This is a genomic window from Actinoplanes ianthinogenes (assembly GCF_018324205.1).
GTDB classification, from domain to species: domain Bacteria; phylum Actinomycetota; class Actinomycetes; order Mycobacteriales; family Micromonosporaceae; genus Actinoplanes; species Actinoplanes ianthinogenes.
Genome location: NZ_AP023356.1, coordinates 1,123,099 through 1,137,789, shown reverse-complemented (window position 1 = coordinate 1,137,789; position 14,691 = coordinate 1,123,099). Strand labels below are relative to the sequence as shown.

Here is a 14,691-nt window from a genome sequence, read left to right as displayed (position 1 = left end):
CCGAAGGCATGACCGATGCGAACGACGAGCAGGAAGCCCGCCTTCCGCAGCCGGGCGGCCCGGAGTACGACCCCGGCGGCGATTTCGAATATGACGAGGCCCACGGCGCCGGCGACCACGTCGACGTGCCCGCCGCGCTGGTCGAGGAGGCCGAGCGGCGCCGCTCCCTGGCCGCGCCGCACTGATTTCAGGCGCTGCCGCCCGCCGCGTACTGCATCGCGGTGAACAGCAGCATCGCCGTGACCAGCCCGGTGCCCAGGATGGTGACCACGGTCGAGGTGTCCAGGCCGACCTTGCGCCGGTCCGCGACCAGTTTCGCCCCGACCACCGCGAGCACCGGGCAGGCCAGCAGCACCAGCAGGGCCACCACGGGGGCCGCCTGGTGCCAGTCGCCGGTCGACGCCGCGCCGGTGTCCCGCAGCACCTGGTTCAGCAGCGCTCCGACGATCCCGCCGGCCAGCCCGAACACGCCGAACAGCAGCTTGACGCCGAAGGTGATGGGCCGGGCCGGCGGCGTCCACTTCACCCGTTTCTCCACCTCGGCGAGGTAGTCCCGGGCCTCCAGGTCGGACCGCTGCCGGGGGATGCTGGCCGGGGGCAGCTTGCCGAAACGCTCCGCCACCGGGCCGACGCGGTGCACGTACTCCGCCCACAACCCGGCCGCCTGGGCGTCGACCTCCTCCAGGTCGCGCTGCGCCTCCCGGACCGCGCGCCGGGCGGCCCGCACCTGCTCCTCCGCGGCCTGCACCGCCTCGTCGGCCGCGGCGCGCTGCTCGGCGTGCCAGGCGATCGCCTCGGCCCGCAGGTCGGCGGCCCGCTGGTCGAGCGTGGTCAGCCGGCGCAGGACGGTTCGGTAGTCGGCGCGCTCGAAGTCGGCCGGTTCCAGTTCGCTCATGAGGCACCGTAGGGGATCATCACCTCGGCGCCACGATGCACCGAGCGGTCGAAGTGCAGCGCCCGCCAGGGCCGCGGATACCAGTTCGGCGCGCCGGCACCCGGGTAGTACGGCGCGAGCTCGCTGCCGTGCACGTCGAGGGCCACCCAGGCGCCGATCGGGTCGGTCCGCGAACCCTGCCCGCCGAGAGTGTCCCGGAGCAGCCCGGCGCCACGCCACCAGCCCAGCACGTGCAGCCGGCGTTCCGGGCCCTGGCGCAGCACGGTCCGCAGCTGGTCGAGCGCCGCCTTGCCGCCGGGGAGCGCGTCCGCGGCGTAGAGCAGGATGAAGTGCGGGCGGTCGGCGGGCCACGCCGCGGTCGACTCGGCGGCGGCGTCCTCCAGGAGCCAGTCGACGTTCGACGCGTCGTACCAGCCGCAGTCCGGGATCCGGGCGTGCAGGGCCTCCGCGTACGCCTGAGCGTCCTGGTCGAAGCAGGCGATCGAGAACCGCGCCCCGTCCCGCGAGTACTGCGCGGCGAGCGAGCGCCCGGCGGTGGCCAGCACCGCGCAGGCCTCCTCGACCCGGGTGCCGAGCACCGCCAGGTTGCGCCCGGGCGCGCGGCGCAGCACGGTCCGCGCCGACCGGGACATCACGTCGATGGTCTCGCCGAGCAGCGCCACCGGGGCCGGCGAGTCCTCCGGCGTCAGCGCCCGGAAGTCCGGGCTGTCGGCGAGCCGCGGCTGCACGTCACCGTCGAAGAGCCGGGGCGGCAGCTCGCCGGGCGGCAGCCGGCGCCACAGCCGGTGCTGCAACGCGCCCCACTGCTCCCGGTCGCCGGCGGCCGGCACCCGGACGATCTGGTTGGCCTCGGTCGCGCCGGAGTCGGAGTTGACCACCGCGTGGTAGCGCTGGAGCGAGTCGGCGGCGGAGTTCTGCTCGGCCAGCACCCGGCGGGCCCGGGGCAGCGCGATCCGCAGCGTGAACTGGGCGACCAGCGCCGGCCGGCCCCACAGCGCCTCGATGCCGGAGATGTCCTGGCTGGCCAGGATCAGGTGGATGCCCTGCGACCGGCCCCGGCGGGCCAGGTCCTCCAGCAGGTCGACGGCCTCGGTGGTGACCGCGTCCCGGCCGGCCAGCAGCACCTGGAACTCGTCGACCACCGCGACGATCCGCGGCCACACCCCGGTCGGGTCCTCGGCGCGCAGCTCGGCCAGGTTGGTCACCTCGTGCTGTTTCGCCGCGTCCGCCCGGCGGCGCAGCTCGGCGCCGAGGAACCGGAGCAGGGCCAGGCCGAACTCCCGGTCGGTGTTCACGTTCACCCCGACCAGCCGGACGTGCGGCAGCCAGCTCTGGTCACGGCGGCCCGGGGCGAATCGGGCGAAGGACACGCCCTCCTTGAAGTCGAGCAGGTAGAACGCCAGCTCGGCGGGGGAGTAGCGGGCCGCGAGGGCGCCCATCCAGGCGTAGATCAGGTTGGTCTTGCCGGTCCCGGACGGCCCGGCGATCAGCGCGTGCGGCGGGTAGTCGCTGAGCGTGACCAGCACCCGGGTGCCCTGCGGGCTGTCGCCGAGCGGCGCGGTCAGCCCGGTCGCCGAGCTCTCCCGCCACTCCTCGCCCGGCTCCGGCAGCAGGCTGTCCAGCGCCACCGGGGCGGGGCCGGCGGCGACCGCCTCGGCGATCTGCCGGCAGGTGGCGGTCAGGATCGGGGACGGCGGGCCGGGATCCAGGCGGACCGGAAGATCTCCCGCACTGCCGATCCGCGCCGCCTCGCCGGGCGCCGCCGTGACGACCTCGATGCCCGGACCCGGCTCCACGTCGATGCCGTGCACGATCAGGTGCACCCCGCAGGCCGCGCCGGTGCGCAGCAACCGGTCCAGCTGCGTCCGCTCGTGCCGGTTCAGCTCACCGGCGCCGAGCAGCACCGCCACCCGCCACGGCTCCGGCCGCCGCTTGGTCGCCGCGTGCAGCTCCCGCAGCGACGAGTACTCCCCGGCCAGCACCGTCTCGTTGATCCGCCGGACGTGCTCGACCAGCTCGTCGAGGAGGGCGCCGAGCCCGCTCGGGGCGACGAAGGTGAGCACCCGCACGGCGGCGAGCGCGGCGAACCCGGCCAGCCCGCCGCCCAGGTGCTCCGGGTCGTAGCCGATCACCTGCACGGTGCCGGGCGTGGTGGTGCCCAGCGCGCGCAGCAGCAAGCCGGCCACCACCTCGTCGCCGATCTTCCGGTCGCCCCGCACCACCACGTGCCCGTGGTCGAGCAGCTCCACCAGGGCCGGCACCTCCGGCGCCTCGGGCGCGGCCGCGGCATCCCACTGCCAGGGCCGTCCCGGATCCTCCGGATCGGCCGGGCCGGGGGCGGTGGGCAGCAGCAACCGCCCGACCCGCAGCTCGGCGGCCCGCGGCAGCGGCGTCGCCTCGAACGAGTGCCACAACTCCCCGGCGGCGCCCGGCGCCGCCCGGTCAGCGGCCCCGGCCGCCGCCCCGGACAGCGCGCTCAGCTCGGTGTCGTGCCACTCGGTGATCGACCGGAGCCGCTTGTCCCGGGTGTCGGCCAGCTTGCGCCGCCGGATGCCGGCCGCCGCGCTGACCCGCTCGAGGTGCCCGGCCGCGGCGGCCGCCTCGTGCTGGGCACGCCGGAGAGCGGTCTCGGCGGCGCCCAGCGCGTGTGACAGCCCGGCCCGGATCTCCATGACCTGCTGTTTGGTGGAATCAGCCATGACCCGCCGGCATCGTCGCAGTTGTCCAACCCCGTGACATCATCGGCGCTGCTCACCGGCCTCGGCGCGGGGCGGGTGGACCGGCTCCGGCGCGTCCGGGTCGAGCGCCTCGGCGTCCCGGCCAAGCCGGGCCAGCAGCACCCCGGTCAGCACGCTCGCGGTCACCGCGTTGTCCGCCGGATGCCCGGCCGGACGATGACCCTGCTGCGGCGCCGGGACCCGGCAGATCCGGTCGATCAGCGTCTCCAGCACGGCCGGCGAGGTGCCCGGCAGCAGCGCTCGGACCCGGCTCTCCGCGGCGGTGCGCAGCCGGGGCACGTCCTCCGGCCGCGGCTCGTGCCCGAGCAGGTCGCCGGCGAGCCGGTGCAGCACCGGCGGGGTGACCGCGGCCAGGCCCAGCCCGGTCGACGCGGTCACCGCGTGCAGCTCCCGCCCCAGCCGGGCGCGGTCACCGGCACGCACCCCGGCGGCGACCCGGCGGAGCAACTCGGCGGTGTCCGCCTTGTCGGTCTGCTGCTCCTTGGGTGGCGGCTCCCCGGTCAGCTGGGCGACCCGCTCCTGCCACCACGGCCCGAGCCGCTCCGCGGGCGGCTCGGCGCCGGACTCGTCGGGACGCTGCCTCTCCGGCTCCGGGCGCAGCGCGGCCCGCCACTCCTGGCCCTGCGCACGACCGGGGTCGGCGCCCAGGCCGAGAGCGACGAGATAACTCTCGATCGCGTCCTCGGCCAGGCGCAGCGCGGCGGCGGCGCGCTCCGCGTGCTCGGTGGCGTTACCGAGCTCGGGCACGCCCATCTTGTGCTCCGACGCCTCGCGCACCCAGTTCAAGATCTCGGTGGCGCTGCGCAGTTTCTCCAACGCGGCGATGACCAGGCCGTCGGGTAGCTCGTCGGAGGCGGCCCGGAGCCGGGCGCCGAGTTCCTGCAACAGCGACATCGCGTCAGAGCGTCGCCGTGTAGGTCTGGGCGGCCTCGACCGCGACCAGCGTGGCGGTCAGGCATTCCTCGAGCTGCTGATCGGCCTGCGACAGCGACGCCTTGGCCGTGTCGACCGCGTCGTGCCCACTCCCGTCGAGCGCGGCGGCCAGGCTCTGCTGCGCCTCACCAAGCTTCTCCCGAGCCGCCTGTATCGCCGCCTGCCCCTCGTTCACCTGCTGGAGCGCGGCGTCCACAGCCGCTCTGACCTCGGCGACACTGGCCACCCGTTCGGCCTCCCGTAACTCAACCCACTTGCGACACAGCCTAACGCCCAGCCCCGGAACCGCCCTGCCGGGCCGCGCGCTTTTCCTCGCCACTGACACAAAAGACGCACCACGAGTCCGACGATCGACACCAATGATCGCCCTGGTGGTGCGCGCTTTCCCAGAACGTCCATTGTGGATCATGCCACTCCGCGCCATGCCGCCACCCCCACCCGTACCCGTCGCGCCGCCGGGAAAGCGTCCGCGACCGGCCGGTCCGCCGCGCGCCCTGGCGCCACGTTGGCGACGGCGCACCATACCGCCCGCCGCCGACTCGACGACCGCCGCCGTCCCGTGCCTTCCGGCAAATCTCAAGATCAAGATCCTCCTTGACGCGCGTCCGCTGGGGTACGGATCGCACGCTCCCGCGCGGGCCGGGCACGCCGATCTGGCCGCTGGCGCGTCCAGAGCGATCGCCGCACCCTTCATTGCCCGTGGCCACTTCCGGTCAACCCCACCCCATGCGCCCTCACCGAGCCCGCGCCGTTGCGGCGCGCCGCACCCCCGCCGGCGGCGGTCCGGTCGAGCGGGCGGTTCCCGCGCGCTGGCCCTGGGCCGTCCTTCTTGCGGCATTCGCCGCCGGGCACGGTGCGCCTCCGGTGTGGCCGCCGGGTGGATGTGCTGACCTGCACGAGCCGATTCCGCGATCTTGGTTCGTCACCCTGTGGACAGCGCTCCAGCGTGCATATCGGCTGGAGCGAGCCAGCGCGCGCCCGGCGTACAGCCCAAGTTCCCCGGCTGGCCCCCATGGCCCTGTCCCGTGCTCGGTTAGGGCCATGGGGACCAGCCGGGACCGTCGAGCTGGCGTCTATGGCCCTGTCCCGTGCTCGGTTAGGGCCATGGGGACCAGCCGGGACCGTCGAGCTGGCGCCTATGGCCCTATCCCGTGCCCGGTTAGGGCCATGGGGACCAGCCGGAACCGTCGAGCTGGCGCCTATGGCCCTATCCCGTGCCCGGTTAGGGCCATGGGGACCAGCCGGGACCATCGAGCTGGCGCCCATGGCCCTAACCCGGTTCCGGATAGGGCCACCAGGACCAGCCGCCGAACGCGCCAGGCGGGGCAGACGGCGACCGGGTCGGTGCCGCGCGGCGTTGCGGAAAGCTGTGCCACGGTCAGAAACGGTGGGCTGCGGGTGGGCCGTGGCAGGCCGACCGGTGGGATGGCTGTTGACGGCCCCTGGGACTGTGACCGCCGCGGCTGGGCGACCGGTGTCCCGTTGCTGGCGACCTGCCGCCTGCTTTGTCGCGGAGGGTCAGGAGGCTGCTGGCGGCTTGGGCTGTGCCGGGTCGTGGTTGGCGGCCTGTCGAGTGCAGTTGTTGCGGTGGGTCAGGGGGCTGTTGGGGGCCGGGGCTGTGCCGGGTCGTGGTTGGCGGCTTGTCGAGTGCGGTTGTCACGGCGGGTCAGGCGGCTGTGGCGGGGCCGGTCGGTTGGCCGGTGCGGATTGACTGTTGTTGGGGCCCTGGGGCTGTGCCGGGGCGTGGCTGGTGACCTGCCGCGCGGTTTTCGCCGCGGAGGATCAGAGGGCCGTGGCTGGCTGACGGGTGGGGGCGGGCCGTGGCTGGTGGCCTGAGCCTGTCAATGGCGGTGGCTGGTGGCCTGGGCTGGTGATGGGCTGCGGCTGGCTGCTTGACCCGGTGACGGGCGGTGGCCGATCAGCGGGGGACCGCGGACGGGCCGCGGATCTCGGCGCCGAGGGCGGTGGCTCGGGCGCGGAGGCCGCGGTCGGCGGTCACCACGGTGATGGGGCGGGTTCCCTGGTGGTGACGGACCAGGTCGATGATGGTGTCGTCGCCGGAGGCGGGGGCTCGTTCGATGCGGATGCCGGAGGGGTCCTCGGGGATGTCCCGGGCTTTGCCCTCGACGACCAGGACGACCTCGATCGGGGCGGGGAGGCCCGGCAGCCCGGTGCTCGGCAGCGGAGCCAGGCTGTCGCGGAGCCGGATCGCGGCGCCGGCGCGGTCGCGCCACCAGCCGTCCGGCACTGAACCGACCACGTTCGCGCCGTCGACGATCACCAGTGGCACTTGCGAGCCGACGCCCGCGGAAGCGGAGGAGCTGGTGCGCGCGGAGGAACTAGTCCCCGTGGAGGAGCTGGTGTCCCTGGAGGAGTCGGTGCCCGTGGAGGCGCCGGCGCGCGCGGAGGAACTGGCGGGCGCGGAGGAGTTGGCGCGCGTGGAGGAGCCGGCGCGTGTCGAGGAGCTGGTGTGCACGGAGGAACTCGTGCCCCTGGAGGAGTCGGTGCCCGTGGAGGCGCCGGTGCGTGCGGAGGAACTGGCGCGTGCAGAGGAGTCGGCGCGTGCGAAGGAGCTGGCGCGTGCGGATGACCTGGCGGGCGCGGGGGAGCGGGAGGGCGCGGGTGGTCCGGCGGGTAGCGGCGAGTCGGCGGGCGCGGGCGAGGCGGCCGGGGCACGAGGGGCGGATGTCTGCTGCGCCGGGGGCGGAGATGTCGGGGGAGACTCCGGTTCGCCGGACACGGGTGGGTGTGATGTGGCTCCCTGAAACGGGGACTCCGGGGACGCGGGCGCCGGTTCGGGGAAAGCGGGTTCCCGGAAGACCGGCGCCAGGGAGCCGGAGGCGGGTTCCTGGGGTTCGGACATAAGTTGAGCCTACCCCTGTCAACTTTTCGCGGGATTCGGGAATCGCCGCCCGGCCTCACGCGCTTCTAACAACTGGCGGCGGGCGTTTGCGGCTCCCGACCCCGGGTAGGCCGGATGTCGCCGCCGGTGGAGTACCAGGAGAAGAGAGACTGATGAGCATCGGACCGTTGGGGCCGGGTGGACCCGGTCAGTGGGACGACCTGTTCGCGCGCTTCTTCGGTGCGGCGGAGCCGCGCCGGGCGGCGCAGCGGATCGACATCGCGCGCTACATGAGCAACGACGCCCGTCAGGTGCTGGCCGACGCCGCCCGCCGGGCCGCCGATCTCGGCGCGGACGACGGTGGCATGGCCGACCTGGACACCGATCACCTGCTCTGGGCCGTCCTTCAGCAGGAGCCGATGAAGCAGACCGTGCGCCGGGCCGGCGCCGACCCGCAGGCGCTGCTCAGCGAGCTGGACGCCCGGCTCGGCGACGACGACAGCCGCACCGCCGCGGCGAACCGGCGGGCCGACATGAACGTGGCCGGCCGGGACAACGGGCCGGAGCAGGTCGCGCTGACCCCCGCGGCCAAGCGGGCGCTGCTGGACAGCCTCCAGATCTCCCGCGCCGTCGGCGCCTCCTACATCGGGCCGGAGCACATCCTGATGGCGCTCGGGCTGAACAGCGACTCGGCCGCCGGGCGGCTGCTGGCCGGCCGCCTCGACCCGCGCGCCATGCCGAGCCCGGAGGCCCCGGTCGGGCCGGTCGGCTCCGGTCAGGGCGGATCCCGCGGCGGATCCCGCGGTGGTGGCGGGCACACGCCGACGCTGGAGCAGTTCGGCGTGGACCTGACCGAGGTGGCCCGGCGCGGCGAGATCGACCCGGTGATCGGCCGGGCCGAGGAGATCGAGCAGGCCGTGGAGATCCTCTCCCGGCGGACCAAGAACAACCCGGTGCTGATCGGTGAGGCCGGCGTCGGCAAGACCGCGATCGTCGAGGGCCTGGCCCAGCGGATCGTGGACGGCGAGGTGCCGCTCCCCCTTCAGGACAAGCGGGTGATCCAGCTGGATCTGGCCGGACTGGTGGCCGGCACGCGTTACCGCGGCGACTTCGAGGAGCGCCTGCGGAAGGTGATCGACGAGATCCAGGCGTCCGGGGACGGGCTGATCGTCTTCCTGGACGAGATCCACACCCTGGTCGGCGCCGGTGGCGGCGGTGGCGAGGGCGGCGGCATGGACGCCGGCAACATGCTGAAGCCGGCCCTGGCCCGCGGCCAGCTCCGGGTGATCGGCGCGACCACGCTGGACGAGTACCGCAAGCACATCGAGAAGGACGCGGCGCTGGCCCGGCGCTTCCAGCCGGTGCTGGTCGGCGAGCCGTCGGTGGAGGACGCGGTGGCGATCCTGCGCGGGCTGCGGGACAACTACGAGGCGCACCACCAGGTGCGGATCACCGACGAGGCGCTGGACGCCGCGGCGCTGCTGTCCGACCGGTACATCACCGACCGGTTCCTGCCGGACAAGGCGATCGACCTGATCGACCAGGCCGGCGCCCGGGTGCGGCTGCGCACCAAGATGCCGGACGCCGACCTGCGCGAGCGGGAGCGGCGGCTGGAGCAGCTGACCCGGGACCGGGACCAGGCGGTGCACGCGGAGAACTACGAGGTGGCGTCGCAGCTGCGGGACCAGATCAACGAGCTGAAGGCGCAGATCGCCGGGGCCGGCGCGGGCGCCGACGGGGTGCCGCGGGTGACCGACGCGGACATCGCCGAGGTGGTCTCCCGGGCCACCGGTATTCCGGTCGCGCAGCTCACCGAGGCCGAGCGGGACCGCCTGCTCCGCCTCGAGCAGCACCTGCACGAGCACGTGATCGGGCAGGAGGACGCGGTCGAGGCGGTCGCCGAGGCGGTACGCCGCTCCCGCGCCGGGCTGGGTGACCCGGACCGGCCGGTGGGCAGCTTCCTGTTCCTCGGACCGACCGGCGTCGGCAAGACCGAGCTGGCGCGGTCGCTGGCCGAGGCGCTGTTCGGCGACTCGGACCGGATGATCCGGCTGGACATGAGCGAGTTCCAGGAGCGGCACACGGTGTCGCGGCTGGTCGGCGCGCCGCCCGGATACGTCGGGTACGACGAGGCCGGGCAGCTGACCGAGGCGGTACGGCGCCGGCCGTACAGCGTGGTGCTGCTCGACGAGATCGAGAAGGCGCACCCGGACGTGTTCAACATGCTGCTCCAGGTGCTCGACGACGGGCGGCTCACCGACAGCCAGGGCCGCACGGTCAGCTTCAAGAACGTGGTGCTGATCATGACGAGCAACCTGGGGTCGGACCTGATCAGCGGGACCACCCGCAGCGTCGGGTTCGGCGGGGCGGAGAACGGCCGGTCGCCCGACGACGAGCTGCGGGACCGGCTGGACCGGCGGCTCAAGGAGCAGCTGCGGCCGGAGTTCATCAACCGGATCGACGAGATCATCATCTTCCGGCAGCTGGAGACCGATCAGCTTCGGAAGATCACCGGGATGCTGCTGGAGTCGACCCGGCGCCGGCTGCACGCCCAGGACGTGCAGATGGAGATCACCACGGCGGCGGTGGACTGGCTGGCGGACAAGGGGTACCAGCCCGAGTTCGGTGCCCGGCCGCTGCGCCGGACCATCCAGCGCGAGCTGGACAACCGCCTGTCGAAGATGCTGCTCGCGGCGGACCTGGCGCCGGGCCAGACGGTCCGGGTCGATGCCCGCGACGGTGCTCTGACCTTCGACGTGGAGTCACCGACCCTGAGCAAGCGCTGACCCGAGCAGTCGCTGACAGATGACGAGAGGGCGCCGGCCGCGAGCCGGCGCCCTCTCGGTTTTCGGTGACCACCCGCGGACAGCCAAGACATCCCAGGTGCCATGGGTGTCAAACGGCTTGGCCCGATCCCGCGTCTGCCAAGCGCGCTGAGGGCCAGCCGGGGTGTGTCGGGCTGGTGCTGGTGGCCCTATCCGGGCGCGGGATAGGGCGGTGGGGGCCAGCCGGGGTGTGTCGGGCTGGTGCTGGTGGCCCTATTCGGGAACGGGTTAGGGCGGTGGGGGCCAGCCGGGGTGTGTCGGGCTGGTGCTGGTGGCCCTATTCGGGAACGGGTTAGGGCGGTGGGGGCCAGCCGGGGTGTGTCGGGCTGGTTCTGGTGGCCCTTTTCGGGAACGGGTTAGGGCGGTGGGGGCCAGCCGGGGGGTGTCGGGCTGGTGCTGGTGGCCCTTTTCGGGAACGGGTTAGGGCGGTGGGGGCCAGCCGGGGGGTGTCGGGCTGGTGCTGGTGGCCCTATTCGGGGGTGGGGTAGGGCGCTGGGGGCCAGCCGGGGGGTGTCGGGCTGGTGCTGGTGGCCCTATTTGGGGGTGGGATAGGGCGGTGGGGGCCAGCTGGGGGTTGATCTCCGGGACCGGCCGCGGACAGTGAAGGAGGTGGCGATTGGTTTGGACGCGCCAGCGGCCAGATCGCTGCCTCCGGCCCGCGCGGGAGCATGCGATCTGCACCCCGCTGGGCCTGCGTAAAGGAAGAATTTGATCTTGATCTGCGGAACTACGCCGCGGCCTGTTCGCGCATCCATTCGACGTAGCCCTCGTTGCGGGCGATGACATCCTGGTACGCCTCGCGGGCCAGCTCCAGGACTTTCGGGGCGAAGCGGGCGGCGGGCGACTCCGGGTGCCAGCCGAGCAGCAGCCGCCACCGCAGCGGCGCCCCCTTGAGCGGCCGCGTGGTCAGCCCGGCCGGGGGGCGGAAGGTCGGCTGGCACAGCCCGATCGCGACGCCCAGCTCGACCATGTCGATGCAGGCGCGCACGTCGGTCTCAAGGACCCGTCGGGGCGCGAACCCGGCGCGGGCGCAGGCCGCCGCGAAGCAGGTCTCGAAGCAGCCGTCGCCGGCCGCCGCGGACCACTGCTCGCTGGCCATCTCGGCCAGGTCGACCTCGGTGCCCTTGGCCTGCGGGTGGTCCTCGCGCATCAGCACGCACACCGCGTCGACCGCGATGGTGTCCCAGACCAGGCCGTAGTCGGCCGACGGGAGCGCGTCGCCGCAGACGCCGACCTGGGCGAAGTCCAGCTTGCCGTTGAGCACCATGGTGGCCAGCTCGTCGACGTAGTACGACGCGTAGGTGGAGATCTGCGCCTCCGGCTGGTCGGCGGAGAGCCGGTGCAGCAGGTGGGCGAAGACCGGGCCGCCGATCGCGCCCATCCGGTAACGGCTGAGCTGCTGGCTGCCGCCCGCGGCCAGGCGGGCGGCCTCGTCCTGGAGGCCTTTCATGGCCGGCAGCAGCACCCGGGCCCGGGACAGCACCAGCTCACCGAGCGCGGTGGGACGGGCGCCGCGCCGGTCCCGGTCGAAGAGGGGACCGCCCAGGGTGCGCTCGATCCGCTGTAGTTGGGCGGTGAGCGCGGGCTGGGCCAGGCCGAGTTGTGACGCGGCCTTGGTGACGCTGCCGGTCTCCGCGATGGCGCAGACCACCTTCAGATGCCGCAGCTCCAGGTTCATAGCGTGACGTTAGGACTAGAACGGGATCGAAGGCTAGCCCTGTGAGCCGTGGAAAGATCGTCAGTTTGTGACAAAGAAGTTAAGTAGCGGGACACATCCTACCAAACGGTAACTAAGTAAACGTAGGTTTACAGATCGCGCGGATACGTGGTCCGGCCGGTCGCGACGTCGCGGAGCTTGTCGATCGCGCCGATCAGCGGGTCGACAACCTTGTTCCACGGCGGGGTGGCGGGGGTGCCGGGGTGCGGGCGCGTGGGGGCGGCCTCCTCGGCGGTCTCCACCCGGTTGCCGAGACGGATCATGTCGTCGGCCGGGACCATCTGCTCCAGCAGCGGGAGGAGTTCCGTGGTGTCGGCCTCGACGTGCCGGTGGATCGCCGCCGCCAGCTCGTCCCGGCGGTCCTCCTTCATGAGCAGCAGCAGCGCGTGGTCCTCGGCCAGCTCCCGGTCGGCGATCCGGTCGCCGTCCGGGACCGCCTCGCGGATCGCGGGGTAAAGGTACTGCTCCTCGGCGGAGAGGTGCCGGGAGAGCATGGCGATCAGGACGGAGTGCGATTTATCCGTCGTATCGTTCACCGTGAGGTCGAGGATCGCCCGGTGCTGCTCGGTGAGGACGTCGACGACGCTGCGCCCGGAGATCGAGCCGGCCACCGGCGGCAGCGGGGGGAGATTCACGTCAGCCATGGGCCCGCCGGTACCCGCCGCGCCCCGCCCGACAAACCTAGCTGGTAAGAAAGGCGGATGAACACCTCCGCCGTGGACGAGGTCACCGGCCTCTGCCAGGACCTGTTGCGCATCGACACCACCAACACCGGGGACCCGCGGACCACCGTGGGTGAACGGGTCGCCGCCGAGTACGTCGCGGAGAAACTCGCCGACGCCGGCATCGAGTCCCGCCTCCTGGAGTCGGCCCCGAAGCGCGCCAACCTGGTCGCCCGGATCCCCGGCGCCGACCGGTCCCGCGGCGCCCTGCTGGTGCACGGCCACCTCGACGTGGTCCCGGCCGACCCGCGGGAGTGGTCGGTCGACCCGTTCTCCGGGGAGGTGAAGGACGGCTACCTGTGGGGCCGGGGCGCGGTCGACATGAAGGACTTCGACGCCATGGTCCTGGCCGTGGTGCGGGAGTGGCAGCGGATCGGGTACACGCCGCCCCGGGACATCGTGCTGGCGTACACCGCCGACGAGGAAGCCGGGATGGAGTACGGCTCGCAGTGGCTGGTGCAGAACCACGCCGCGGAGTTCGAGGGCTGCACCGAGGCGATCGGTGAGGTCGGCGGGTACTCGTACACGGTCAACGACGACCTGCGGCTCTACCTGGTGCAGACCGCCGAGAAGGGGCTGGACTGGCTGCGGCTGCACGCGCACGGACGCCCCGGGCACGGCTCGTTCATCCACGACGACAACGCGGTCACGGCGCTGGCCGAGGCGGTCGCCGCGGTCGGCCGGCACCGCTTCCCGGTGGTCGTCACGCCGACCGTGCGGGCGTTCCTGGAGCAGATCAGCGACGCGCTGGGCATCGACCTGAACCCGGACGACCCGGAACTGGCCATCGCCAAGCTCGGCCCGATCGCCAACTTGATCGGCGCGACCATCCGCAACACCGCCAACCCGACCCGGTTGGAGGCCGGGTACAAGGACAATGTGATCCCGGGGCGGGCGTCCGCCACCGTCGACTGCCGCACCCTGCCCGGCCAGGCGGAATCCTTCCTGGCCGAGTTGCGTGAGATTATCGGGCCGGACGTGGAGATCGAGCACGTGCACCGGCAGCCGGCCGTGGAGACCGAATTCGGCGGGCCGCTGGTGGAGGCGATGGCGGCGGCGCTGCGTGCCGAGGATCCGGGTGCGCGTACCGTGCCGTACCTGATGTCCGGGGGAACGGACGCCAAGGCGTTCAGCACTCTGGGCATCCGATGCTTCGGGTTCGCCCCGTTGCAACTTCCGCCCGACCTGAACTTCGCGGCCCTGTTCCACGGCATCGACGAGCGAGTGCCGGTGGAAGGGCTAAAGTTCGGCGTGCGTGTGCTCGACCGACTGCTCCGACACAGCTAGATCCGGAAGGACCCCCAAACAACATGAGCGACCAGAACGCGGAGCTCGATGCCGCCCTCGAGCGGGTGGTGGAGGCGGCTCGTGCCCACCTCGCGGCCGTCAAGGCGGCGGCCGGCCGCATCGACGACGACGACGTCTGGCAGGCCTACGTCGACCTGAACAACGCGTCGTTCGCCTACGACGAGAAGCTGCTCGACGCGTACGGTGAGGTCACCCCGTGGGACGTCGAGTCGATCGACCCGGACGAGGCGGACCAGCGCTTCCTCGCCGGGGAGGCGGACAGTGCGGGGGCGGTTGACGCGTACCCGCAGGTGATCTCGGTCCGGCAGCGCCGCGATTACCGGGTGCCGAGCGTCTCCGCCCTGCTGCGGGTCGCCGAGACCGCGCGCCGCAGCTCGGTGCCCGACGACGAGGAGGTCGGCCCGGTCGAGTCGGTCGGCGAGGCGGTGCTGGAGCTGCTCCAGGCCGGCGACGGCTCACTGGCGTCGCTGGACGTGCCCGAGCTGGAGCCGCTCGACGGCCTGCTCACGGTCACCGAGGTCGAGGAGCCGCTGGACCTGGAGGCGTTCGACGACGCGGACGGGTCCGGCCCGTTCGCCCCGGTCGAGACCGACCAGCTGGTGGGCAGGCTGGATGAACACCCGTTCCTCCCCGACGACGAGGAAGACCACGCCGGGCACAACCACTGAGTCTTGGCACGCTGAGAGAGCCCGTTCGTTGCGAACGGGCTCT

At 73.0% G+C, this 14,691-nt stretch carries 12 protein-coding genes; 5 read left to right on the top strand and 7 right to left on the bottom strand.

All coding sequences use genetic code 11. The annotated features are described in order from the left end of the window. Positions 1–8: 8 nt before the first annotated feature. Complete coding sequence (locus Aiant_RS05245; RefSeq protein WP_189331216.1) at positions 9–185, top strand: hypothetical protein; 177 nt, start codon at positions 9–11, stop codon at positions 183–185. A 2-nt stretch (positions 186–187) separates the two neighbouring features. Here Aiant_RS05245 and Aiant_RS05240 read toward each other — a convergent pair whose 3' ends face one another. The 5 genes from Aiant_RS05240 to Aiant_RS05220 all read right to left on the bottom strand — a co-directional run bounded on the left by Aiant_RS05240 (position 188) and on the right by Aiant_RS05220 (position 6,856). Next, entirely contained in the window at positions 188–895 is a 708-nt protein-coding gene (locus Aiant_RS05240) for a hypothetical protein (RefSeq protein WP_189331215.1), read from the bottom strand. Continuing rightward, entirely contained in the window at positions 892–3,594 is a 2,703-nt protein-coding gene (locus tag Aiant_RS05235) for an FtsK/SpoIIIE domain-containing protein (RefSeq protein ID WP_189331214.1), read from the bottom strand. The genes Aiant_RS05240 and Aiant_RS05235 overlap by 4 nt, the downstream gene beginning before the upstream one ends. 39 nt (positions 3,595–3,633) lie before the next feature. Beyond that, the gene (locus Aiant_RS05230) at positions 3,634–4,527 is read right to left on the bottom strand and encodes a hypothetical protein (RefSeq protein WP_189331213.1); all 894 of its coding nucleotides are present in this window, start codon (positions 4,525–4,527) and stop codon (positions 3,634–3,636) included. A gap of 4 nt (positions 4,528–4,531) precedes the next feature. Beyond that, positions 4,532–4,792 (bottom strand): hypothetical protein, encoded by a 261-nt coding sequence (locus Aiant_RS05225; protein ID WP_189331212.1) that lies wholly within the window; start codon positions 4,790–4,792, stop codon positions 4,532–4,534. Positions 4,793–6,484: 1,692 nt separating this feature from the next. Next, positions 6,485–6,856, bottom strand: a complete 372-nt coding sequence (locus tag Aiant_RS05220; RefSeq protein ID WP_189331211.1) for a hypothetical protein — start codon at positions 6,854–6,856, stop codon at positions 6,485–6,487. A gap of 34 nt (positions 6,857–6,890) precedes the next feature. Between Aiant_RS05220 and Aiant_RS05215 the strand changes: the two genes are divergently transcribed. Both Aiant_RS05215 and Aiant_RS05210 read left to right on the top strand, forming a co-directional pair. Further along, a complete protein-coding gene (locus tag Aiant_RS05215) occupies positions 6,891–7,331 on the top strand; it encodes a hypothetical protein (RefSeq protein ID WP_189331210.1) in 441 nt (146 codons plus the stop codon). A gap of 250 nt (positions 7,332–7,581) precedes the next feature. Then, on the top strand, positions 7,582–10,194 hold the full coding sequence (locus Aiant_RS05210) for an ATP-dependent Clp protease ATP-binding subunit (RefSeq protein WP_189331209.1): 2,613 nt from the start codon (positions 7,582–7,584) through the stop codon (positions 10,192–10,194). Positions 10,195–10,960: 766 nt separating this feature from the next. On the opposite strand, the gene Aiant_RS05205 is transcribed toward Aiant_RS05210, so the two are convergent. Together Aiant_RS05205 and Aiant_RS05200 are read right to left on the bottom strand one after the other, a co-directional pair. After that, a complete protein-coding gene (locus Aiant_RS05205; RefSeq protein ID WP_189331208.1) occupies positions 10,961–11,911 on the bottom strand; it encodes a LysR family transcriptional regulator in 951 nt (316 codons plus the stop codon). Between the two features lie 128 nt (positions 11,912–12,039). After that, positions 12,040–12,594 carry a hemerythrin domain-containing protein gene (locus Aiant_RS05200; protein WP_189331207.1) on the bottom strand — a complete coding sequence of 185 codons (555 nt, stop codon included), beginning with the start codon at positions 12,592–12,594 and terminating at the stop codon, positions 12,040–12,042. 57 nt (positions 12,595–12,651) lie between these two features. On the opposite strand from Aiant_RS05200, the gene Aiant_RS05195 reads away from it, so the two are divergent. Both Aiant_RS05195 and Aiant_RS05190 read left to right on the top strand, forming a co-directional pair. After that, complete coding sequence (locus tag Aiant_RS05195; RefSeq protein ID WP_189331206.1) at positions 12,652–13,959, top strand: M20/M25/M40 family metallo-hydrolase; 1,308 nt, start codon at positions 12,652–12,654, stop codon at positions 13,957–13,959. 23 nt (positions 13,960–13,982) lie between these two features. Further along, the gene (locus Aiant_RS05190; protein ID WP_189331205.1) at positions 13,983–14,648 is read left to right on the top strand and encodes a hypothetical protein; all 666 of its coding nucleotides are present in this window, start codon (positions 13,983–13,985) and stop codon (positions 14,646–14,648) included. The last annotated feature ends 43 nt before the right edge of the window (positions 14,649–14,691 follow it).

Excerpts from the sequence above, each read along its gene's own strand:
- Aiant_RS05245 (WP_189331216.1), top strand. The coding sequence starts at position 9 with ATGACCGATGCGAACGACGAGCAGGAAGCCCGCCTTCCGCAGCCGGGC.
- Aiant_RS05240 (WP_189331215.1), bottom strand. The coding sequence starts at position 895 with ATGAGCGAACTGGAACCGGCCGACTTCGAGCGCGCCGACTACCGAACC.
- Aiant_RS05235 (WP_189331214.1), bottom strand. The coding sequence starts at position 3,594 with ATGGCTGATTCCACCAAACAGCAGGTCATGGAGATCCGGGCCGGGCTG.
- Aiant_RS05230 (WP_189331213.1), bottom strand. The coding sequence starts at position 4,527 with ATGTCGCTGTTGCAGGAACTCGGCGCCCGGCTCCGGGCCGCCTCCGAC.
- Aiant_RS05210 (WP_189331209.1), top strand. The coding sequence starts at position 7,582 with ATGAGCATCGGACCGTTGGGGCCGGGTGGACCCGGTCAGTGGGACGAC.
- Aiant_RS05205 (WP_189331208.1), bottom strand. The coding sequence starts at position 11,911 with ATGAACCTGGAGCTGCGGCATCTGAAGGTGGTCTGCGCCATCGCGGAG.
- Aiant_RS05200 (WP_189331207.1), bottom strand. The coding sequence starts at position 12,594 with ATGGCTGACGTGAATCTCCCCCCGCTGCCGCCGGTGGCCGGCTCGATC.
- Aiant_RS05195 (WP_189331206.1), top strand. The coding sequence starts at position 12,652 with ATGAACACCTCCGCCGTGGACGAGGTCACCGGCCTCTGCCAGGACCTG.
- Aiant_RS05190 (WP_189331205.1), top strand. The coding sequence starts at position 13,983 with ATGAGCGACCAGAACGCGGAGCTCGATGCCGCCCTCGAGCGGGTGGTG.